This window comes from Thermoanaerobacterium thermosaccharolyticum DSM 571 (assembly GCF_000145615.1).
GTDB classification, from domain to species: domain Bacteria; phylum Bacillota; class Thermoanaerobacteria; order Thermoanaerobacterales; family Thermoanaerobacteraceae; genus Thermoanaerobacterium; species Thermoanaerobacterium thermosaccharolyticum.
The window spans coordinates 511,724-535,000 of the sequence record NC_014410.1 but is presented as its reverse complement, the minus strand read 5'-3'; the positions used below and the strand labels follow the sequence as shown (position 1 = coordinate 535,000).

Sequence of the window (23,277 nt, the reverse complement as noted above, 5' to 3'; positions counted from 1 at the left end):
ATATATTGATTTCGTTTATATTCCCTGACGCCTCTAATATTGCTCTACCATTAGTTATTTCAACTGCTTCTTTCATCATGTCGATGGTCATATTATCAAGCATAATAATATCTGCACCGTATTTTAATGCTTCCTTCAGCTCATGTATAGTTTCTACCTCAATTTCTACTTTTTTTGTATGCGAAATTCCACTTTTTATCATAGTTAGTGCATTTTTAATTCCTCCAACAGCTTTTATGTGATTATCTTTTATCAAAATTCCATCTGATAAATTATATCTATGATTGACTCCACCACCTACTGAAACTGCATACTTGTCAAAATATCTTAATCCCGGCATAGTTTTACGTGTATCAGTCAATCTTGCATTCGTTCCTTTAATCATATCCGAAAGTTTTCTCACATATGTGGCAATGCCAGACATCCTCTGTATAAGATTCAATGCGACCCTTTCAGCTTTAAGGCAAGAATTTAAATCTCCGTAAGTTTCTAATATCAAGTCTCCTTTTTTTACGGCTTCCCCATCTTTAAAATATTTTTTATACTCTATATCACTGTCAATAGTATTAAAAACCATTAGAAAAACATCAATTCCTGCTATTATCCCATCATCTTTTGCGTACACGTAACCTTTCGATTTTGTGCCTTTTGGAACAAGTATATCAGTAGTTATGTCGCCCCACGTCAAATCTTCCATAAGGTAACTATCTATTAATCTTTGCGCTATCAATCTGTCTATCAAAGTAAATTTCATCTCCTTTTATCAATATATGTTTTCTATACACTTCATTTCTCTCAGGGTATTCTAACCTGTAATGGCTTCCTCTGCTTTCTTTTCTTAGCAATGCAGACATAACCATATACTTGCTTATGGTGTACAAACTCAAAAGCTCGCTTTTATCTCTGTCATCTGCATTTATATCTAATATGCTTCCATGCAGCGTAATCCAATTTAACATCGCTTTTAAACTGCTTTCACTTCTTATTATGCCGGCATTTTGCTCCATAAGATACTGCAATTCATATTTTATCCCTTCAACATCAATTTCTCTGTCTACCTTGTTATTATTAAAAAAATGAGATGGAGTAACCTTAACATTTAAATACTTTTTTGAATCATTTACTGCCCGTGTTGAAAAGACTAGGCCTTCCAGCAGTGAATTGCTGGCAAGCCTATTTGCTCCCTGTACACCGGTACAAGCACATTCACCACATGCGTACAGTCTCTTTATCGTCGTCTCACCATTCAAATCTGTCATGATTCCACCCATATAATAATGAGCAGCTGGCGAAACAGGTATATAATCTTTTTCAATGTCGATACCCACTTCCTCTACTTTGCTGTAAATTGAAGGAAAGCGTTTTTTAAATACATCCTTCCCAATATTTGAAACATCTAAATAGACATAATCTAAGTTACTTTTCTTTATTTCGCTTAATATTGCTCTTGACACTATATCTCTAGGAGCAAGCTCATTTAATTTGTGGTAGAAAGGCATAAATCGTACTCCTTTTTCGTTCCTGAGTACACCGCCTTCTCCTCTAACTGCCTCTGATATAAGAAACCTTTCCCCTGTTTTTCCGTGCAATACAGTCGGATGAAACTGCATGAATTCCATGTCTTTTAAAACTGCTCCTTGCCTTGCTGCAATAGAAATACCATCACCAGTTGAAGTTTTAGGGTTTGTGGTATTTAAAAATAGATTTCCGGCTCCGCCAGTAGCCAGTATTACAACCTTAGCCCAAACAATGAAATATCTGCCTTCATCTAAATCTTTTGCTAAAATACCTTTTACCGTATTATCTTCAACCAGCAAATCCAGCGCTAAAGTATCCTCAAATATTTTTACTCCACTTAAAGCATCAATGAGTGAATCTATTATTTCTTTACCTGTATAATCGCCAGCATGAATTATCCGATTATGTGAATGTGCCCCTTCTCTGCCTAATTCTAGCTTCCCATCCTTTTTATCAAAATCGACTCCAATATTAAGAAGACGATGAATATTTGATGGTGCCTCTTTAACTAAAATCTCGACAGCAGCTTTATCGCACAAACCTGCACCTGCATAGATGGTATCATCTATATGTGATTTAAAGCTATCAATTTCAGACATGACGCAAGCAATACCGCCTTGTGCCAGCGACGAATTGGAATCTGACAATTTATCTTTTGTTATTAGAAAAACTTCTCCATAATCTTTTGCCAAATATGCTGCATTAAGACCGGCAATTCCGCTACCTAGTATTACATAATCACTTATAAAACTTTCAATATCATTGGAATCAAAATTTACGCTGTAACTCATTTTATTTCTAACATCCTTTTTATTGGAATAATGGCTTTTTCTCTCACATCATCGGAAACTCTTACCTCAGGCTTCATGTTAGAAAGGCTATATAAGACATCTTCAATTTTCGTCTTTTTCATATTAGGACATATTAACTTATTGGAAGGCAGTATAAATTTTTTATCAAGATATTTTCTTTGAAGCTGATGCAATATACCATCTTCAGTACAGATTATGAATTCTTTTGCCTCACTTTCACCAACATATTTAATCATTCCAGACGTAGAAAATACTCCATCTGCAATATCTAGCACTTCTTCCCTGCATTCAGGATGCGCAATTACTTTTGCATTAGGATATCTTTCTTTGGTTAAAAGAACTTCTTCAACAGTCAATTTATTATGTGTGTTACAATATCCTTGCCACAATATCAATTTCCTACCTGTCATCTTTTCTACATAACGACCTAAGTTTTTATCAGGTACAAAAATTATCTCTCTATCTCTAGGTATAGTATTTACAACTTTTACTGCATTTGCAGATGTACAGCATATATCGCTTAATGTTTTAACATCTGCTGTTGTATTGACATAGCTTACGATGCAAGCTTCAGGATGCTCTTCCTTTAATTTTTTTAGTCCTTCATAATCAGCCATTTCAGCCATTGGACAACCAGCACCTATATTAGGAAGCAATACTATCTTGTCAGGTGACAATATGCTAGCAGTTTCAGCCATAAAGTGAACACCGCAAAATACGACCACATCTGCTTTTGTATCTGCCGCTTTTCTTGATAATTCCAACGAATCTCCTATAAAATCTGCAATACCCTGTATTTCCGGCCTTTGATAAAAGTGGCTTAATATAACCGCGTTTCGCTTTTTCTTCAAATCATTTATTTCATTTAAAATGTTATTATCCATTTATATTTCCCCTTTTATAAATTCAATAATATTTTAACACTTGTACTAATTAATGTCTATACTGATGTATATACAGCAAAATAATCTTTATTATAGATAAAATTATTTTTCCACAAATGATATATTTTAGATCATATTCTTATCAAAATTCTTATATAATTTCACATTAAAGTATTTAAGAAGCGCATCGATTTTGTATAAGGAAAAAATAATTATATAATATAGTTATAAAGAAAAATAAACGGAGGGATAATACATGGATGTTATTGAATTAGCCGCTGAGCTTATGTCTTTATCGGCAAGAACAGCTCCAAAAGCTTCTGGTCAGGATTTTATCGAAACAAAAATAGTAACTGGCGATGATTTAAAAAGGCTTAACGAGGATATGGTGAAATACGGAATTGAATCCGGTAAGAAAAACTTCGACAGAGATGGGAAAAATGTAGAAAGGTCTGGAGCAGTCCTGCTTATATCTCTAAACAAACCTAAAAAAGCAGGCCTCAACTGTGGCGCATGCGGTTACAACAAATGCGACAAGCTACCTGATTTTAAACCTGGAACGGAATTTGACGGTCCGATATGTGCTTGGAGACTCATAGATTTAGGAATAGCGATAGGATCTGCTGTTAAGACAGCAAGTATGCTGAATGTCGACAATAGAATAATGTATAGAATTGGCATCAGCGCAAAGAGATTGAATTTAATTGATGGTGAAATTGTAGTAGGTATACCATTATCTGCGACAGGTAAAAACATATATTTTGATAGGTGATTTATCGGGACATGACAAATATGTTGTGTCCCTAAAAATTTGTCACATGTTTCTAAATCCTTCTCCCAAAACTTCGTGAGCAGTTGATAAAATGACAAATGCCTTTGGATCAATTTTTTTGACGACATTTCTAAGTGATGTTACCTCACTTCTATTTACTACAACAAGCAAAACATTTTTTTACTTTTTTGAGTACGCTCCAACTCCCTTTAATTCAGTTACTCCTCTATCCATGTCGTACAATATAGAGTGACTTATTTCCTCATATTTGTCCGAAATTATTATAGCAATTCTTTCGTAATCGGTTCCTTCCTGTATGACATCTATCACTTTTATAGCAATGAATTCTGTTGCAAGTGCATATAAGGCAAGTTCAGGACTAAACTCAATTCCAGCCAGCGCTATGATTATGAAATCTATAATCAACAGGATTCTTCCAACTGTTAAAAATGGTATGTATTTATGTAGCGTCATAGCTGCCAAATCGGTACCTCCTGTCGTTGCCCCGTATTTAATAACGATTCCAAGGCCTAAACCCATAATAAGCCCACCGTACACTGCAGCAAGCATGGCATTATGTGTCAATGGCTTCAAAAATGCCAGCGCATCAATCGAAACACCAAGAAGCAGTGTTGAGTACAATGTTTTAGCGCCAAAAACAGATCCTAGGACTTTTATCGATATCAAAAAAAGAGGAATATTAATAAGGAGCGTCACTGCTCCTACAGGCCATTTGAAAATATGATTTAAAACGATGGCAAGTCCGCTTACACCGCCTGGTGCAATTTGATTCGGTATCAAAAATAAATCAAGGGACAAAGTAAGAAGCAGCGTTCCTATTGTAATCCATATAAAATCAGTTATAATCTTTTTTAATTTTTCGCTCATACAATTACCTGTCCTTTCTTACTTTATAAAAATACTATACAGACTTTTTTGAAAATAACACTTTCATCGCAAATCTTGGCAGTGCCATCATGCGTTTATATCTCCAAGGCTCTTTCATTAAACGATAGAACCATTCGAGCCCTAACTTCCTGTATATCTCAGGTGCACGTGTAACTTTACCTGCAATTACATCAAAACTGCCTCCAACGCCTATTGCTACTTTTGCATTTAGTTTATTCCTGTTTTTATAAATCCATTTTTCCTGCTTAGGTGCCCCTAATGCTACAAAAAGCAAATCAGTCTTCTTTTCGTTTATATCATTTATAATCTCTTCTTCATCTATTTCGCTGAAATACCCATCGTGGAACCCAACTATATCGATCCCCTGATATCGGCTTTTTAAATTTAGATACGCACCCTTTACAACATCTGCCTTAGCACCAAGAAGATATATTTTATAATGCTTCAGCGATGCTATCTTTATCAATTCCATCATGAGATCAAATCCAGCAACCCGCTCTGGCAACTCCTCTTTATATATCTTTGATGCGAAAATAACACCGCTGCCATCAGGAACATTCAAATCAGTTTTATTTAATATTTCCTTATATTCATCATCATTCTGTGCCATCATTACAATCTCAGCATTTGGAGTCGCAACAATGTGAAGCCTGTCCTCCAATAAGAAATTTTCTACAATATCAACTGCCTTTTTCATCGTAACTTTATCTATTGGTACACCGAATATTACAAACCTATCAGCCATTTTTACACCTCATCATTTAGATTTATCAAATACATTAAAATTATTGTCAGACAATTTTCTAAGCTCTTCAAGATGGATTTTTAAATTATCAATAAAATTATCTCTATTATCTAAAATACTTTCTGCATAATTAACTAGCTCATCAGAAGAAAATTTATCTATCTTAAAAGATTTTAAATTTATTGACTTTAGAAAACCATCTATCTTCGGATCATAAGATATGCCTATAAATGGAACGAGGCTCACCAAAGCAAATACTAACGAATGTAATCTTACGCCGATAAGCAACTGACAATTTTTTACTATACCCAATATCTCTTTAGGTTCATACTTGCTCTTTATTATCTTATAAGGTGATTTTAAGTAATTTGCTACTTTTTCGCTTTCAGCGTCATCCTTATTATAATAAAACGGCAAAAATACCACTTCTAAATTGTATTTTTTTGATATATCGTCAACAGCTTTTGCCAACTCTACCCTTGATAGCTCGTTGTTGCCCCATTCTCTAGTACATACAACTATGTACTTTCCCTTATTTATTCCTTCATTCCTCAATATTTCTTCTAACCTTTCATCGCTACACGGGGCAAGATCTACAACAGGGTCTGCAGCAAGGATGACATTTTTCTCGATATTAAGTTCCTTTAAAAACATCATAGAATCCTTGTCCCTTACTGTAATCAAGTCAACCCTTCTTAAAATGAAGCTGGATAACAGTCTATTGTACTTACGCTCTAACGGTCCTATCCCTTGTCCCACAATGTATACCTTTTTTCTTAATAAAATCCCCAAAAAAATAATCGATAGGTAATACCATAAGCTTTTACTGCTGGTAATATCCTGTATTAAACTTCCTCCGCCACTTAACAATATATCCGTGTTTTTTATGGCATTAAAAATTTCTTTAAATGAATTCCTGTATATAGATTTAACATTATATCTAGACGATGTATTACCAGGTGTATTTGATAGCACTGTTATATCATTTATGCCCTTTTCTCTTAACCCGGCGATGATGCATTCCAAAACTGCATCGTCACCGGTGTTTTCAAAGCCATAATAGCCCGATATCAGAATTTTCATTATCTATACCTCCATGGCTTAATAGCACAATTTTGAACTAATAAAATCAATTAATCACTTTTCTCTTGTTTATATATCTAATTATAAAATCTACGACAATTAAAGCAACTACCCCTATTATTACTCCAAAAATCCAGCTTATGACTGTCCTCTCAAGCGCTATTTTAAGGACACTCTCTACATGACTCATCGTATTTGGCATAGATAGTATTCCAATTGATGCTAAGATGCCCAAAATGAAATTCAATGGTTTTGATTTATTTTTTGCTGCATATATGGCCAATATCAAAGCAGGATAACCTACTAAAAATTCTTTTGTCCTAGGTCTTGCGACAAGATAGTGTTCCAGTAAACTTCTAAATTTAAGCTCTATTGAAGTTGGCTTTATAACAGGTGAATTACCTGTCCTTGAAATATAAATAACGCCTATGACACCTGCAACTAAAACGGCTAGAACATGCCAAATTTTAATTTCAGTATTTAAGATTTTTATAGAAGCATCTGAAAGCTTCTTAAATGTATTTATACCACATACTTTATAGCAGTAATATGCTATATACACCACAACAGGAACTATAAATGAAAGTTTTACACCTCTAAAATAATCTAGTTTCAGCATGTACTTGCTGTCTGCCATTATTGCAGCTATTATTAAACCGCCGATCAAAGATATCAAAACAGTTTTAAAGAAAATAGACAAAGAATTTCTTACGTAATGGCTATCGTCACCATTCTCAATAATCTTTTTGCTCTCTTCTATAAAATATCCAATAGCCAATGATGGATATATTATCGACGACATCAATGCTACAGCTTTAACACCAAGATCGTTGTACTTGCTTAAAAGTAAAAATGCTGTAGATAAAACGCCTAATATAGTGAGTATAATAGAATATTTATCTTTAAGACCAAAAAGCATCAACAAAAGCACTCCACCTGCAACTACGCCAAGAGAAATCAAGATTTCAATTATTTTTGATTGATGAATTGGACTTAACGGTTTTACTATCCCTAAATTTAGTCCAGCGTACTGTGCAAGATTGTTTATATCTTTCAACATGGATATATTTTGTTTCATGTTAAATGCAGCAGTCTTTGTGGTATCTACCTTTGCTCTAATGTATACTATTCTTACATCTCTTTCAATAATAGACCTGTACCACCTATCTACTATGCCATTTACATCGTATTTATCTGTTTCCGCCTCTGATAAACCGTAAATTTTAGCACCTCTGTAATCATCAAATTTTGCAAATTTCTCTGTGCCAGCTTGCAGTTTTTTGCCCATAGGTGTATCGATTATGCCTATAGCCACACCATTCTTCTTAAACAAAGATGCAGCGTATGATATCTTATCAGGATTTCCCAAAACATCATTGCCACCAAATATGACTGTTTTGACATCATACTGTTTTAAAAGATCTATATAGCTTTGAATATCCTTATCCTTAATGCCGTTGTAATTCTCTATTCTCGGTATAATATCAAACCCCAACGATTTTATCATATCTAAATCATCTTTGTTAAAGCCTAAACCTTGATCAGCAAAAGTATCCATGTCCTCGTTGATTATAAATGCAAAATTTTTGCCTTTTTTAAGCACTGTTAATTTATTGCTTGGCACTCTTTTTGCCAAAGATGATTTTAAAAATTCATATACTTTAGGGTCATTTGTAGCTACAACGATGTAATCTTTCTGTACCTTTTTCTGACTGTCGTTTAAATTTTTTAGGTACTCAGCTAAAGCTGCATTACCTGTACTGTCTTTTAAATTATAAATATTTTCTACATCAGACAATTTATGTAATGATATATCGCCAATCTCTTGAAGTCTATTTAGCGTGACTTCAGGCACTGCAACCCCTTTTAAGCCATTTTCCTTAAATTTACTTAATACGTCTTGGATACTCGATCCTGTATTTGACGCTAGTTTTTCAAAATTGTAAAGATCTGCCACAGTTTCAACTGTGTTATACTTATTTTCAACACTAATTCTAGAAATATCTACAAATACGGACACAACTAATGACAAGACTATTAGAAACACTAGTATTCTTTTTAAGCTCAAAGAATATCGCTCCTTTTTCCTTTTAGTTATTATTTATATCACTAGAATTATATCACTTAAATATAACCTTGAGCAATACCATATTTTAGAAAAAAATAAAGCGCTTTTAAAGCGCACCTTAATTTTTTGTATATTTTCCCATAACTACTACAATCGTATAACTTTTCGCTTTTATTCCCCTACCATCGGACCTTGGAAACAGCAAAAGATGATTTGCTGGTATCAAAGCATTATTTTTTAAATCTTTACCACCTGTCAAATCTGACACTCCATCAGTGCTTGTAACGATCGTTGAAGAATTATCTGTTCTGACGATGGCTTCAGAACCTTGATACAGAGTAATGCTCTCACCTGGATTTAACTCAACTATATCATAGCTGCTTGCTGTTCCACCACCAGCTTTACTGTCTACATAATTTTTTAAATCATCGAATTTACTGTCCACATAGCTTTTAGTTACTAAAGGATCTTGTTGGCTTCCGGGGTCTGATGTTGAGCCCGCATAAACTATTCCAAGTACAGCTATTATTGCAAATATTAATATTAATGCATAAATTTTCTTCACTATGTAAACCCCCTTTTTATTCTATTTTATACTTAAATTCTACTATTTTCAACAACGATTACCTAAGGAAATGTTTTAAAAAACATAAAAATAAAAGGACATTACTTTGTTTAGTCCTTTAAAAATCTATTAACCCTAGGCTTATTTGCAGCGCCTCATTTACTTTTTCCATCATCTCTTGATCAAAATGACCTATTTTTTCCCTAAGCCGCTTTTTATCTATAGTCCTAATTTGTTCCAACAAAATAACAGAATCTTTATTAAGTCCGTATTCAGTCCCATTTATCTCAACATGTGTTGGCAATTTAGCCTTGTTTATTTGAGATGTTATTGCCGATACAATAACTGTAGGACTGTACTTATTGCCGATGTCGTTTTGTATAACAAGTACGGGCCTAACACCACCCTGTTCTGAGCCAATTACAGGGCTTAAATCAGCATATAAAATATCTCCACGCTTTATAATCATATCAATCACACTTTTTTAATTTTTTTTCATATCCGTTAAAACATTCATTGTCAGCGGTTAGGCCCAATTCCGCAAGTTCTGCATTTATTGCCGCCATCTCAAGGTACCCTTTTTTCATGCTCTCCCTTATTTTCATCTTCTTTCTTTCCTTGATGTACAGCTTCATAGCTTCTCTTATAAATTCACTGCGGTTTCTATTTTCCATAGCTGCAAGCACATCAACTTCTTCCAGTAAGCTCTCCGGCAAACTGACGAGTATTCTTTTTGTCTCGCCCACAATTATGACCTCCTAACACACTTATATAATTTATTATATACTGCTATATATATTAATGTCAATCTTTATTATTTTTATACATAATATTTAACATTTTAAATAATTTTCTACTTTTGTTATCTCTCCATTAAATATATATATTCTTGGTACCCTTCTGGATATTCCACAATATACTTCATAAGAAATAGTTTTTAATTTATTTGCTATTTCATCTGCACTTACGATTTTGCCGTCTGATTCACCCATAATCGTGGCAACATCGCCTTCTTTTACGCCTTCAATTGACGTTACGTCCACCATACATTGATCCATGCATATCTTCCCCACAATAGGCGCATATTTACCTTTTATTATGACACTGTGATTATTTGACAATAGTCTATTTAGTCCATCTGCATAACCAATAGGCAATGTGGCTATACGGCTTTTTCTGCTTGTCTTGTATGTCCTATTGTAGCTTATATACTCACCCTCTGGAACATCTTTTATATATACAATTTTAGACCTTAGTGATATAGTGCATTTTAAGCTGATCTTTTTATCAACTTCTTCTGACGGATAACTTCCATACAGTATAATGCCAGGCCTTACCATGTCAAGATGCGTTTCAGGCAAATCTAATATTGCAGCACTGTTTGCAATATGCCTTATTGGGATATCTATTCCACTTCTTTTTAATCGATCCGTAAGATCATTAAATATTTTAAATTGCCGCATAGTGTATTCTTTATCCCTTTCATCGGATGACGAAAAGTGGCTGAATATGCCTTCTATATAAATTCCTTTCAGCGAAGTCATGGCAACAATTTCCTCATATGCTTTATTCATATCGTTGTAGCCAATGCGTCCCATGCCGGTATCAATTTTTACGTGAATTTTCGCATCTTTCCCTTGCTTTATGGCTTCTTTTGAAATTTCCTTCACATAGCCTAGCTCAAATGCAGTCTGTGTAATATCATACTTTACAATTACATCTGCAAACTTCGACGGTGTGTATCCCAATACTAGTATGGGTTTACTGATTCCGTGCTCTCTCAATTCCAGCGCCTCATCAATCGTAGCTACGGCGAGATAATCAACACCGCATTTAATCAATTCTTTCGATATCTCATATGATCCATGACCATACGCATTTGCTTTTACAACAGCCATTATCCCAGCCTTTTTATCTGTTATTTTTCTGATCTCTTTGTAGTTGTGAATTATATTATTAAGATTGACTTCTGCCCATGTTGGCCTATATAAATTAAGCATATATACCTCCAAATTATATTAAAGAATTTAAAATCATCAACACTTCATCAGAACTAACTTTTTCATTAGAAAACACATCGATTATTAATCCATTTCTGTCAACAACGTATTGATTGCCTTTTTTATAATACGTAATATCGCCGCTTTTCTTTTTTTCAAAGCCTTTTCCGTCAAAAGTATAAACACTTTCAACAATTTTTATTATATCATTACCGTTCAAATATGTTAAATTAATTGCATTATTATTTGACATATCTATACTGACATTTACAAGTACATAATTTTCCGGTATATATTCAGGAAATACTGGATTTATACCTGTATATTTATATACATCTTTTATATCTATAGATAAATCATTTTGTATATTCATATATCTGCTAAATGTAGAAATATCGCTTTGACTAAAAAGTCCATCTTCTAGCTGAGGATTATACATAAAATTTTTGTATCTTATCTCTGCAAAAAGCTCTCCATTTATATCGTATATTTTCATAGATGACGGCTTAAAATCTTTTTTTGAAAACTCCATCACCTCATTGTACATGAAAGTATTTCCTTCTAGAATAGGAACGTCAATGCAGTAATATTCCACACCATCTTCTTTTTTTATCTCTCTAGCCATTTTAAAATTATTTATAAATGAGGCAAAAAGGGAATACGCAGGTATGTTCTCACTATTGTCTTCAATAAAGGTCTGATTAACCTTTGAAAAATAAACGTAGCTTCTGCTTCCATCAAATACGATCACTTTATCAGGTTTATCCGACTCATCATATATTTCCATGCGGTACTTCCCATCTTTGTAAAGCTGCTTCATACTATACTTCTTTACATTTTTGTTATTATGAAGTTCAATATCTACATCTGAAGTATAACTTTTCAAATTATCAAGAGACTTTTTTATATTAGAGAATGCATCTCCTTGAGGCTTTTTTATGCATCCTGAAAATGCAATAGTCATCATCAGTAGAAGTGCCAATAAAAGCCTCTTCAATCACATCACCTCTTCACAATTTTATAGCATACGGAATATGCTCAATTATATTTGTGGCCGTTACACCATACTCTCCATACTTGTCTGCCGCCAGATCACCTGCTTTTCCATGATAAAATACGCCATATACTGCTGCTTTTATGCTAGTCAATCCCTGTACCAAAAACGAAGAAATCATCCCAGTTAAAACATCTCCAGATCCAGCCGTCGCCATGCCGGGATTCCCCGTACAATTAATATATATGCCTTCAGTGTTACTTCCTATTACTGTTCTTGAACCCTTAAGCACAAGTGTAACTTTATACTTATCAACAAATTTTTCTACTGTATCATATATATTTTTATTTATATCATCGATAGAAATACCTAAAAGACGTGACATTTCCCCCATGTGAGGCGTCAAAATAATGTCTTTACCATAAATGATATCTACCATATCTGATAAAACATTTAAAGCATCTGCATCCAGTACTATTGGTTTATCTATTCTTAATATTATCTCTTTTACAAATGCTTTTACATCCACACTATTAGAAAGCCCAGGTCCTATCGCCACCGCATCTACCGTCTTTGAAAGATCTAAAACTTCTTCGACTGAACCTATATAAAATGCCCCATCTTTGTCATCTACACCGTATGTTATAATCTCTTTTAAACTTTCCTGTAAGATAGGCTGAATAGTTTTAGGAACCGCTAATTTTACAATTCCACAGCCAGTTTTTATTGCACTCATGGCGCACAATGCCGCAGCCCCCGTCATATTCTTTGAACCAGCTATAATCAATAGTTTTCCATAATCGCCTTTATGCGTATTTCTACTTCTTCTAGGCAAATTCACATCTTCCTGTGAGACGATGTGATATTTGCAATTAAAGCTATCAATCAAATTTTTTGGTATACCTATATCTGCGACAATAACATCACCTGCATAATCTACACCTGGATATACGGCAATGCCTTTTTTCATAAACTGCATCGTTATCGTCTTATTAGCCTTAACTGCACATCCTTCTACATGTCCATTGTCACCATTTATTCCGGAAGGTATGTCGATAGATATAATGTACTTTCCAGATCCATTTATAATTTCTATCAAATCCTTGCCTATTCCTGTTATCTCTCTATCAAGTCCAGTGCCGTACAGCGCATCTATTATTAAATCACATTCCTTGATATTCTTTTCAAAAAATTTTAGCTGTTCTTTTTGCAGTATTTCTGCAACAAAAATTCCCATATTAACTATTATGTCGAGATTTTTCTTAGCATCCCCTGTAATTGTCCCTATACTGGCTATAATAAAAACTTTCACCTCAAACCCGCTGTTAAATAGATACCTTGCGGCTACATACCCGTCTCCGCCATTATTCCCCTTTCCGCACAAAATGATGACATTGTTTTTCTTATTTTCCAATAAATATTCTTTTGAATGTTCTGCCACAATCCTTCCTGCATTCTCCATCAAGCATATGGACGGTACTCCTACTACATTTATAGCCATAGACTCAATATCTCTCATCTCTTTGTTTGAAACAATTTTCATATTAACCATCTCCATAAATTATTTTTGTTATGTATATTATAATCTGAATAACATTATAAAAAAAGAAGGCTAAAAGCCCTCATATAGCAATTTTACATTCCTTTGCATATTCGTCATAATCAGCTATGTACTCAAAGTACATATCATCAATTATGTCTGATAGGTGTAGTGGAGACAAGTCTTCATCGCAAAATTTCCTTGCCAATGCTTCGACTTTGTCCTTATATGGACTTATATGTACCACAGCATCCCCAAATTCTTTTTCAATTGTGTTCTCTGCAATTACTTGCTCTGAAATTTCGATTCCAAAGGAAGGAACTTCGACGTTTTCGCCGCCATTAAATACATTTACCTCTGATTTTACAACAGCATACTTCCTCACAATCATTTTGTCGCCATAGTTTATTGTCGATACATATTCGCTTACTCTTTTGTAATGCATCTTTAGAACCCCCTTAATTCGTTCTAAGCTTTAAATTTTTATCAAAGATTTACTATTAATGTAAAAATTCTATTATAATATTCTATTTATCCCTCAAAAATCCTTCTTTTTTTTAGAATATTTTTTATCGACAGAAAATGATATAATTTTTCATCTGTAAACATTTAACGTCACATAAATAGCTAGTTTCCTTGCTTTATGAAAACAAATCAACCAGATTAATACACTATAATGGTGAAATATGTCGAAAATATTTTTAGACAATAAAAACAAAATTTAAAAAGGACTTCTTTAAAGAAATCCTTTTTTAACGGCTTCTTATGTAATCAATAAACTGTTTTGCAGATCTAGGTGACATTCCATTGTGCCATACGCACCATCTAAGGGATTCACTTTTTAATGTATCCATGTCTAAACTAATGCCGTATTTTTGAGCCAGTGATTCTACGATTTTTAGATATCCCTCCTGATTTGGGGACATGAACGTAATAGTTATTCCAAATCTATCCGCAAGCGACAACTTTTCTTCTTTTGTATCCATCAAATGAAGCTCATTTTGAACACTGTCATCTAAATACTCTCTTATCAAGTGCCTTCTATTAGATGTAGCGTATATAATTACATTTTCGGGAAGCTTTTCAATACCACCTTCCAGCGTAGACTTCAATATTTTGTATTCAGTTTCATTTTCTTCAAATGATAAATCATCCAAAAATAAGATAAATTTCAGTCCTCTGCTGCTTATAATATTTATTATCTTGTTTAGATCCATCATATCTTGGCGACTTACTTCAATCAGTCTGAGGCCCTTTATGTAGTACATATTAAGCACAGCCTTTACAGTAGATGATTTGCCAGTTCCTCTATCCCCATACAACAGTATGTTTGACGCAGGAAGTCCTCTCATAAACCTGTTCGTGTTATCTATGACGATTCTATGCTCTTCTTCGTATCCTATAAGATCATCAAATTCCACAGGATCAGAATGTTCAACGCCGATAAGCTCCCCATTATCCCATCTAAATGCCCTGTATCTATTGAATAGACCGCAACCATTTTTGTTATAATAGTCGATTATCTCGTCTATAGTCTTACAATCTAGTATATCTGCAATATCACCTTTGTTCCAATGATTAATAAGATTTTCCCACGGCGGCATATTAAAGGATAAGTGTTCTTCCATGTATCCTATTAAATCCACATCTGCAAGTTTTTTTAAGGTTTCTAATTCTTTTTCTGCCGCCATTTTAAGCCTTTTATCTATCATGTCTTTACCAAACTTCTCAGATAAAAGGCTAAAAATATTTTCATCAACTTTTACTAAATCATTAATTTTAGACTTCCATATATCAGTATAGACATTGTTCTTTACTGCGTATTTCGTCAACTCAGAATACAATTCGCTATACAGTTTATATACGCCATCTACATCCGGCTTTTCATCAGATATAAAGTCTAAAATTTTAACAAATTTTTTAACTGTATCGTCATTAAGCACATTTTTGTATATTACGACTCTTCTCAAATCTTTTATCAATCTACTTAAATATTGTTTAGTCACAACAATTATCCCCCTTTTACAATTTATATTACTTTTATATATACTTTTCTACTTCTAGGACCATCAAATTCGCAAAAATATATTCCCTGCCATGTTCCTAGCTGAATTTCTCCGTTTTCTACTATCAAATTGGCAGAGTTGCCCACCAAAGCCGACTTTATATGTGCATCTGAGTTGCCTTCCATATGCTTAAAACGTATATTGGGAATTATTTCATCCAATCCTCTAATAATATCATCTTTTACATCAGGGTCGGCATTTTCGTTTATTGTCACGCCAGCCGTTGTGTGGGGCACAAAGACAGTACAAATTCCGTCTTTTATGCCGCTTGATTTTATCGCGCTTTTTACTTCCTCTGTTATATCTATCATGGATTCTCTAGAATGCGTGTTTATTTTCAATATTGTCATAAAACCACCCCGTTCTTGATTATTATATAAATTATAGCAAATTTGTTTTTAAAGATAAAATCATTCAGCACTTACTTTGAATCTAACATGAATAAAAATTTTTTATAAAATCAGTGACTTCACCTACAGAATATATAAGAAGCCTATGCAGCGCCCTCGTACATGCAACATACAAAAGCCTTCTATCAAATTCAGTTTTATAATTTTCTTTCGATACGTTAAAAACAAGCACTGCATCAAATTCTAACCCTTTTGCAGCATACGGCGTAATAACATTAATGCCTTCTACTATTTCTTCATCGCTTGAATCTAAAATCCTTAAATCAATCTTATTTTTCATCATCCTGTAGACTTCTTTCAATTCATCTTTCGTCTTGCAGATCACTGCAATAGTCTTATACCCATGACTTAAAAGCATATCCATATCTTCAAGCATAACATTACATATTTCCTCAAAGCTATTTTTTTGGACTAAACGTGGTTTTTCGTCATGCCTATCAAATGGTATTATTTTTGGAGAGTGTTTAAGCAATTTTCTGTTGAATTCATTTATTTCATAAGTCGACCTGTAACTTTTTTCTATGAAAAATTTTTTGACTTTCATTCCTTCAAAAACATCTTCTATTACATCGTAAAAAGCGACGTCTACTTCTCTATCCAGCGTCTGAAAGACATCCCCTAATATAGTAAACTTAGCACCTTCAAATATTAATTTGAAAATTTCATAAAAGATACGTGGATAATCCTGTGCTTCATCTACAACTACGTGTTTTATTCTTTTATCGATTTTAAATCCTTCAATCTTGCACTTCAAGTACAAAAGAGGGCCACAGTCTTCATAGCTTATAAATCCACTTTTTAGCGACCTATCTGTCATGTGAGCAATTTCATCTATACCCTCTGGTAAATTTATCCCATGTGAAAGCTTTTTTAATAGATCCATATTTGAAAATAACAGCTTATAAACATCAAAGTAGTTTATTTGAGTAAAACTGCTTATCTGATTTTTAATTGCCTTCATCTCTTTTATGGATAAAAGCCGACTGTATGGCTTTACTTCAAACTCATGTTCCTTATAATTTTCAACGAATTTCTCAATCCTTGAAATCCTTTCTTGCCTTAAGAGATGAATTTTTTCAAATATCATTTTTTCTATTCGCTCTAGTCTTTTCTGTATAGGACGATTTATCTTGTTATTTAAAAATTCATTTTTTAAATCCTGCCTCGTGTAAATGACTTTTCCATCATAATATATATCTGTAAACTCGATCATTTTTCTTTCATAGTATGATACAAACCTGTCTAAGATCTTGACAAATTCCAAAGAGCCTTTAAATCTTATTGAATCAGCTTTTATTTTATCCTCATTTGAAGCAAGTCTCTCGATGTATTCTGACTTTTCCTCTATCGTTCCACTGTCGCTTAAAACATCTTTCAAAAAATCCTCAAAAATAATCTGATTTACATTTTCCTCTCCTAGCTCAGGTAATACATTTTTTATATACTGGCTGAATATATTATTCGGTGAAATTATAAGTATATCATCTTTTTTTAAATTTTTATCTCTACCAAAATACAATAGATATGCTATTCTGTGAAGTGCTATTGACGTTTTTCCGCTTCCTGCAACACCTTGTACAATCAAAATATCGCTGTCTGTGTCTCTTATAATGATGTCTTGCTCCCTTTGTATCGTCTCAACAATCGTCCTCATTTTAGCTGTCGAATTTCGGCTCAATACCTCTTTTAGTATTTCATCATCTATCACCAGATTACAGTCAAAGTAATACTTAAGCTTAGAATTTTTAATCGTATATTGCCTTTTTAACACTACATTTCCTTCTACAATGCCGTCAGGTGCTATAAAATAAGCCCTGCCCTTTTCGAACTGGTAAAATATGCTTGATATAGGCGCTCTCCAATCATATACAAGTATATCAAATGTATTTGGATCTCTTAAAGTGTGCAAACCAATATATATTTTTTCTCTTTCGTCTGATCCATCTTCGACGAAGTCGAATCTTCCAAAATACGGCGAATCAAGCATTTTATTAAATATATTTAATTCTTTCAATGTATTATTGTAATACATCGTCTGTCTTTTAATCTCCATCAAATATGGATTCACTTCTACAAGATTGTCAAAATTGCTGGGAACATTAGGTGCATTTTCCATAACTGCATTTCTTAATTCCAAAAGATTTGACTCCTCTATCATAAGCAATTGTCTCAACCTATAAAGCTCATTCTTGATAAAATCGATAGTCTTATTAAGATATCTTAATTCTGCCTGATAATCATCAACGTATTCCATTTTATCACGCTCCTAAAATTTTTGCTTAGACATTGCTTATTAACATTATACCCTGTTCGTGTTGATACATATTCTGTGGATATTGTGGATAAGTTTGTTAATAACTGAATTTCAATTGTTGTCAATGTGAATTACATGTTAGCACAGCAAAAATAGTTCTTAATACAAACAACGCTGTTTTTACATATAAAAAAATCATAGCTTTAAAAATAGCTTGTACACATAGTAAAAAGACAATAAATTCGTCAAAACTGATATAGGAACCAAAATTTTAAAACTTATATGTTTTGTCTTATGGTGGAATACAAGCTTTCAATTAAATTTTAAAACAAATATTTCAAAAAATAAACTACCAGTATAAAAAATATTTATTCCTATCATTTTACTGTGATTTAAATCACATTATTTTAAAATATGTTCTGCTATACTATCATTAGAAAAAGGAGGATGTCAATTATGGAAAATAAGATTGATAAATTAGCAGATATCTTAAAAAGGTTAAACAACAATGAAGATCCTGACTCTGTTAAAAACGAAGCAAGAGAACTAATAGAGGATCTTACTGCTGAAGAATTGTCTTTAGCTGAGCAGAAATTAGTCGATGAAGGAATTGAAGCGGAAGAATTAAGAAGTCTTTGCTCTGTTCACATAGAGATGCTAGAAGGACAGTTAAATGATTTAAAGGCATCACTGCCACAAGATCATGTATTAAATACGTTTATAGAAGAGCACGATGAAATACTTAAATTGCTTGATAGACTGGAACAGTTAAACTCTAAAATACAGAAAATGAAATCATCTGAAGAAAGTGCGACAATATTCAGCGACCTTAAAAATACTGCTGAAGGCATTTTAAGCGCTGAAAAACATCATAAAAGAGAAGAAGATGTGCTATTCCCTGAACTAGAAAATCTCGGCATAACAGGTCCAACGAGAATAATGCGGCTTGAGCATGATGAGATAAGATTAAGAAAAAGGATGTTAGTTGAATTATCAAACAGTGTCAACTTCCTTGACTTTACAGACTTTAAAAATAGAGTAAATGAGCTATCAAACTATATCGTATTTAACATGAGAGATCACATATTTAAAGAAAATTATATCCTATATCCAACAGCTTATGAAGCTATAGCTGATGATAATCTTTGGAGCGACATGAAAAAAAGATGTGATGAAATAGGCTACTGCCAATTTACGCCTTTAATATAATATTTTAGGTGGTATCATTTGATACCACCTTTTACGTTTTTAAATCTTTTTCTGCATAAAGTCTATCTGTCTTCAATATGTGGCTTTCTATCCAATCAACAACAAAGTTTAAAATTTCCTTTATGTATTCATCTTGGTTTTCATCTACCTTGTCCAAATCTATGTTGTTTATCTTCTCTTTGAAGTCATCATGCAATACCTTATGTGAAAGCAGCTTCCTATACCCTATGCTTTTCATATAATTTTCTTCATAATCAAAATGATATACGGCATAATTTTTTAAATCTTTGATTATATCAACAATACGATCATACTTGTCCAAATGAAACTCATCTTTTAGAAGGTCATATGCTTCATTAGCAATATCAAATATCCTTTTATGCTGTTTGTCTATTTCTTCAACGCCTAAGCGAAATTCTTCCCTCCACGTTATCATTTTAATCTCCCCTTTGCGATATTTCTCTTCTCATACAATTTTAATATATTGGAATATTTAAAACAATATCTTTCCCGTACAAAAATTTTGATGGTCTCAATGTTTAAAAAATAGTATAATAAATACTGTGCAAATAATGATTCGGGGTGATTTCAATGAAGTATAAAATGGTAGTAGCCGACGCAGATGGAACTTTATTAAATGATAAAAAAGAAATAACAGTCGCAACAAAGAATAGCATTGAAAAATTTCGTGACAAGGGCGGTATTTTCACATTAGCAACTGGTCGAGGAATTTTATCTGCAACACCGTATATAAATGAGCTTAATATAGATGTACCTGTTATACTATTTAATGGATGTATGATATATAATCCCGTAGATAAAAAAATATTATTTGAAAAATATCTTTCAGATGATCTATACAAGCTTACAGCGAATCTGTGGCAAGAAGGAAGGTACAATGTCGACATACTTGTATACAGTATAGACGGCATATTTGTCAATAAAATTTCCGATTTCATCAAATCATATATGGCTATAGAACACGTCAAATGTGATATTGTAGATGACCTTTCCAGCCTTAATAAAATAATAAAAGTATTGTTTAGAGGCAACAGCAAAACGTCTTTAAAGCTTGTAGACGAAATAAGGCAATTATCAGACGAGCCTTTTACGTGCGTACAGTCAGATGAATTTTTTATTGAAATATTGCCCTACGGCGTTACAAAAGGTTCAGCTCTCGTAAAATTGTGCAACATATTAGACATAGATATAAAAAGCGTTGTAGCAATAGGTGATCAAGACAATGACAGAGAAATGATTTTAAAGGCAGGATGCGGCGTAGCCATGGGAAATGCCGATGATAGCATAAAGAACAGTGCCAATTATATAGCTAAATCTAATCTTGAAGATGGCGTAAGCGACATATTGGAAAAAGTCATTAATGAAGAAATTTAAATTTAAGAAATTAAAATAAGCCGGATTAACCGACTTATTTTAATTTCTATCATCTGCTTTGGAAATCATATACCATTTTTGAGATTTCTCTTATTACAGTGTATGCATCTGAATTATCAGAACCGTCCACATTATTGCCCATAACCGTCAATATATACGGTTTTGACGGATAAAATACTATCGCAGTATCATTTACCACATCGGAAAGATTGCCAATCTTATGAGCAACAGTTATATTGCTTGGCAGCGGATATGAAATCCTGTCATTGTATATGGTATTTTCAAGGTAATTTAGAAGTTCTCCTGCAGTGCCGCTGTGAGCATTTACATAATTTAATAAGTTTTCCATATACAAGCTCAAATCTCTCGGTGATGTGATATTACTTGTATACGGTATAACATTAGCACCCATGCTTTTCATAAAGTTTAAATAATTATCGTATCCTACAACTCTCATTATCATGTTTGAAGCTATATTATCACTTTCTTCAATTGATCTTCTAGAAAGTTCCCTTATTGTATAATAAGTTCCTACTGGATCGTACTGTATAGAACCTGAGCCGCTTTCGTAATCCTGTGATGTATACTGCACTTCCATGTTAGGATCTATCTTACCTTCAGTTATCAATGTGTATAGATAAAAATTAAGAGGAACTTTATAGGTGCTTGCAGCAACAAAAGAATCATATCCATTTATGTCAAAAGTCTCGCCAGAATTTAAATCTATAAAATATACACCGTACTTCCCTGGATGCTGACTAAGCAATGTCTCAATATTATTTTTTAATTCTTGATAATTAGCGGCATTATCAAGCTGAGGCGGTACCACAACCGGTGGATGCGGTATCAGCAATTTTTCTCCTGTGTACAACGACGCATTGCTGTTGAGCCCATTCTCATCTAAAATGTCTTGAATCGAAGTTCCAAATTTTTTTGCTATAAAATAAATATTGTCATTAGGTTGTACATAATAAACGACTGGATTGCTCCACGTCGCATTCTGTATAGCAGAGTACGTTTTGGAACCAACAATGCCATCAGCAACTAAGTTCTCTGCCTTCTGAAAATTCAGAACTCCTTTTAATGTGTTATTGCCAAAAATACCGTCGATAATACCGGTATCAAATCCAATATTATTCAGTATGCTTTGAAGTTTTAAAACATCAGTGCCGTACGTTCCGGCATATAAAAGCCTTGACCCAAAACTAAATTGAGGAAGACTATTATCACCATATGAAATTGTAGGCACAAACGCTATTAAAAGGATAAAGAAATATAAAAGCATCTTTTTAAGTCTTCTCAACATGGATTCCCCCTTGGTATGATATATCCATGTACATATTATATATATATGCTTTTATATTTCATTAGTATATATTATCCTAAAATACCATATTATTTACTCTATAATATTAATAACAAATATACACAACAGTATCAAATCTTGATAAGCATCTTGTCAAGATAATATCTCCTAATAAACAAGGAAGCAAGAAATCAATTCATTTATCTAAATTCATTTCAAATTCAATCTCATGTTTAATCGGTATGCCAAAATCTCCCAATAACGGTATCGACGGCTTTAATTTTCTCGCAACATCCACAGCATTGTTATGTATTCTCACCATATCAAACCCGCGTTTTTGGTAAAAACGAATTGCGTTTATATTGTCATTTGTCGTAACCAATTTTATTTTTGTACATTTTTTATTGATTGCCTCTTCGATGATCTTATTTAGAAGAGCAGTTCCAATACCTTGATTTTCCTTCAAACTGTCTAAAGACATGATTTCACATTCACTATCCTTAATTCTATATGTCGCTAACCCTACAATTTCTTCATTTTCATATGCAATAAAGCCTTCTAATTTTGTCATATCGACTATTTCACCACCAACGACCATTTCAGTTGAAAACCAGCGAGATTTTATAAAATCATTTATGCGTTGACGATCATCAATTGATATTGGTTTAATGTGCATATTCATTACATCCCTTCTGTGCTGTATTAATCATTTTGTATATTTATTTCAATCTTCAAAAAATAGTTTCA

22 protein-coding genes and 1 pseudogene (1 of these 23 running past the window's edge) are annotated in these 23,277 nt (G+C 33.1%); 3 read left to right on the top strand and 20 right to left on the bottom strand.

Annotated features, from left to right (window positions below; all coding sequences use genetic code 11):
- The 3 genes in view from nadC to nadA are tightly spaced (each overlapping or abutting the next) and all read right to left on the bottom strand, a layout consistent with a single transcriptional unit that may run on beyond the window.
- Nucleotides 1-754, bottom strand: the 5' portion of a protein-coding gene (gene nadC, locus TTHE_RS02775) for a carboxylating nicotinate-nucleotide diphosphorylase (protein ID WP_041587418.1). 89 nt of this gene lie to the left of the window's left edge; the window shows 754 of its 843 coding nt (coding positions 1-754); it begins with the start codon at nucleotides 752-754; the stop codon falls past the left edge of the window.
- Nucleotides 705-2,309, bottom strand: a complete 1,605-nt coding sequence (gene nadB, locus TTHE_RS02770; RefSeq protein WP_013297084.1) for an L-aspartate oxidase — start codon at nucleotides 2,307-2,309, stop codon at nucleotides 705-707. The genes nadC and nadB overlap by 50 nt, the downstream gene beginning before the upstream one ends.
- Nucleotides 2,306-3,214 (bottom strand): quinolinate synthase NadA, encoded by a 909-nt coding sequence (gene nadA, locus TTHE_RS02765; RefSeq protein ID WP_013297083.1) that lies wholly within the window; start codon nucleotides 3,212-3,214, stop codon nucleotides 2,306-2,308. Before nadA ends, nadB begins: the two co-directional genes overlap by 4 nt.
- A 256-nt stretch (nucleotides 3,215-3,470) precedes the next feature.
- On the opposite strand from nadA, the gene TTHE_RS02760 reads away from it, so the two are divergent.
- On the top strand, nucleotides 3,471-3,986 hold the full coding sequence (locus TTHE_RS02760; RefSeq protein ID WP_013297082.1) for a ferredoxin domain-containing protein: 516 nt from the start codon (nucleotides 3,471-3,473) through the stop codon (nucleotides 3,984-3,986).
- A 42-nt stretch (nucleotides 3,987-4,028) separates the two neighbouring features.
- On the opposite strand, the pseudogene TTHE_RS02755 reads toward TTHE_RS02760, so the two are convergent.
- The 14 genes and pseudogenes from TTHE_RS02755 to TTHE_RS02690 all read right to left on the bottom strand — a co-directional run bounded on the left by TTHE_RS02755 (nucleotide 4,029) and on the right by TTHE_RS02690 (nucleotide 18,620).
- Nucleotides 4,029-4,874 (bottom strand): annotated as a pseudogene (locus TTHE_RS02755) (YitT family protein).
- 34 nt (nucleotides 4,875-4,908) lie between these two features.
- Complete coding sequence (locus tag TTHE_RS02750; RefSeq protein ID WP_013297081.1) at nucleotides 4,909-5,640, bottom strand: WecB/TagA/CpsF family glycosyltransferase; 732 nt, start codon at nucleotides 5,638-5,640, stop codon at nucleotides 4,909-4,911.
- A gap of 12 nt (nucleotides 5,641-5,652) precedes the next feature.
- Complete coding sequence (csaB, locus tag TTHE_RS02745) at nucleotides 5,653-6,723, bottom strand: polysaccharide pyruvyl transferase CsaB (protein WP_013297080.1); 1,071 nt, start codon at nucleotides 6,721-6,723, stop codon at nucleotides 5,653-5,655.
- 46 nt (nucleotides 6,724-6,769) lie between these two features.
- Nucleotides 6,770-8,791 (bottom strand): DUF5693 family protein, encoded by a 2,022-nt coding sequence (locus TTHE_RS02740; protein WP_013297079.1) that lies wholly within the window; start codon nucleotides 8,789-8,791, stop codon nucleotides 6,770-6,772.
- A 118-nt stretch (nucleotides 8,792-8,909) separates the two neighbouring features.
- Complete coding sequence (locus TTHE_RS02735; RefSeq protein WP_013297078.1) at nucleotides 8,910-9,356, bottom strand: hypothetical protein; 447 nt, start codon at nucleotides 9,354-9,356, stop codon at nucleotides 8,910-8,912.
- Between the two features lie 118 nt (nucleotides 9,357-9,474).
- On the bottom strand, nucleotides 9,475-9,825 hold the full coding sequence (locus tag TTHE_RS02730) for a type II toxin-antitoxin system PemK/MazF family toxin (protein ID WP_013297077.1): 351 nt from the start codon (nucleotides 9,823-9,825) through the stop codon (nucleotides 9,475-9,477).
- 1 nt (nucleotide 9,826) lies between these two features.
- Nucleotides 9,827-10,102 (bottom strand): CopG family ribbon-helix-helix protein, encoded by a 276-nt coding sequence (locus TTHE_RS02725; RefSeq protein ID WP_013297076.1) that lies wholly within the window; start codon nucleotides 10,100-10,102, stop codon nucleotides 9,827-9,829.
- 87 nt (nucleotides 10,103-10,189) lie between these two features.
- Nucleotides 10,190-11,356 (bottom strand): alanine racemase, encoded by a 1,167-nt coding sequence (gene alr, locus TTHE_RS02720; RefSeq protein WP_013297075.1) that lies wholly within the window; start codon nucleotides 11,354-11,356, stop codon nucleotides 10,190-10,192.
- A gap of 13 nt (nucleotides 11,357-11,369) precedes the next feature.
- A complete protein-coding gene (locus TTHE_RS02715; protein WP_049774892.1) occupies nucleotides 11,370-12,353 on the bottom strand; it encodes a LolA family protein in 984 nt (327 codons plus the stop codon).
- A 13-nt stretch (nucleotides 12,354-12,366) separates the two neighbouring features.
- Nucleotides 12,367-13,893 (bottom strand): bifunctional ADP-dependent NAD(P)H-hydrate dehydratase/NAD(P)H-hydrate epimerase, encoded by a 1,527-nt coding sequence (locus TTHE_RS02710; RefSeq protein ID WP_013297073.1) that lies wholly within the window; start codon nucleotides 13,891-13,893, stop codon nucleotides 12,367-12,369.
- A 79-nt stretch (nucleotides 13,894-13,972) separates the two neighbouring features.
- Nucleotides 13,973-14,335 carry a DUF6514 family protein gene (locus TTHE_RS02705; protein WP_013297072.1) on the bottom strand — a complete coding sequence of 121 codons (363 nt, stop codon included), beginning with the start codon at nucleotides 14,333-14,335 and terminating at the stop codon, nucleotides 13,973-13,975.
- Between the two features lie 307 nt (nucleotides 14,336-14,642).
- On the bottom strand, nucleotides 14,643-15,896 hold the full coding sequence (locus TTHE_RS02700) for an ATP-binding protein (protein WP_013297071.1): 1,254 nt from the start codon (nucleotides 15,894-15,896) through the stop codon (nucleotides 14,643-14,645).
- Nucleotides 15,897-15,919: 23 nt separating this feature from the next.
- The gene (locus TTHE_RS02695; RefSeq protein WP_013297070.1) at nucleotides 15,920-16,306 is read right to left on the bottom strand and encodes a secondary thiamine-phosphate synthase enzyme YjbQ; all 387 of its coding nucleotides are present in this window, start codon (nucleotides 16,304-16,306) and stop codon (nucleotides 15,920-15,922) included.
- 82 nt (nucleotides 16,307-16,388) lie between these two features.
- The gene (locus TTHE_RS02690) at nucleotides 16,389-18,620 is read right to left on the bottom strand and encodes a HelD family protein (RefSeq protein ID WP_013297069.1); all 2,232 of its coding nucleotides are present in this window, start codon (nucleotides 18,618-18,620) and stop codon (nucleotides 16,389-16,391) included.
- A 456-nt stretch (nucleotides 18,621-19,076) separates the two neighbouring features.
- On the opposite strand from TTHE_RS02690, the gene TTHE_RS02685 reads away from it, so the two are divergent.
- A complete protein-coding gene (locus TTHE_RS02685) occupies nucleotides 19,077-19,829 on the top strand; it encodes a DUF438 domain-containing protein (RefSeq protein ID WP_013297068.1) in 753 nt (250 codons plus the stop codon).
- Nucleotides 19,830-19,860: 31 nt separating this feature from the next.
- Here the strand turns inward: TTHE_RS02685 and TTHE_RS02680 are convergent, their stop codons facing one another.
- Nucleotides 19,861-20,265, bottom strand: a complete 405-nt coding sequence (locus TTHE_RS02680) for a bacteriohemerythrin (protein WP_013297067.1) — start codon at nucleotides 20,263-20,265, stop codon at nucleotides 19,861-19,863.
- Between the two features lie 155 nt (nucleotides 20,266-20,420).
- Here TTHE_RS02680 and TTHE_RS02675 point away from each other — a divergent pair, with 155 nt between their 5' ends.
- Nucleotides 20,421-21,224 carry a Cof-type HAD-IIB family hydrolase gene (locus tag TTHE_RS02675; protein ID WP_013297066.1) on the top strand — a complete coding sequence of 268 codons (804 nt, stop codon included), beginning with the start codon at nucleotides 20,421-20,423 and terminating at the stop codon, nucleotides 21,222-21,224.
- Between the two features lie 49 nt (nucleotides 21,225-21,273).
- Here the strand turns inward: TTHE_RS02675 and TTHE_RS02670 are convergent, their stop codons facing one another.
- Nucleotides 21,274-22,530: a serine hydrolase gene (locus TTHE_RS02670; RefSeq protein WP_013297065.1), complete on the bottom strand. Its 1,257-nt coding sequence runs from the start codon at nucleotides 22,528-22,530 to the stop codon at nucleotides 21,274-21,276.
- A gap of 196 nt (nucleotides 22,531-22,726) precedes the next feature.
- Nucleotides 22,727-23,212, bottom strand: a complete 486-nt coding sequence (locus TTHE_RS02665) for a GNAT family N-acetyltransferase (protein ID WP_013297064.1) — start codon at nucleotides 23,210-23,212, stop codon at nucleotides 22,727-22,729.
- Nucleotides 23,213-23,277 lie beyond the last annotated feature (65 nt).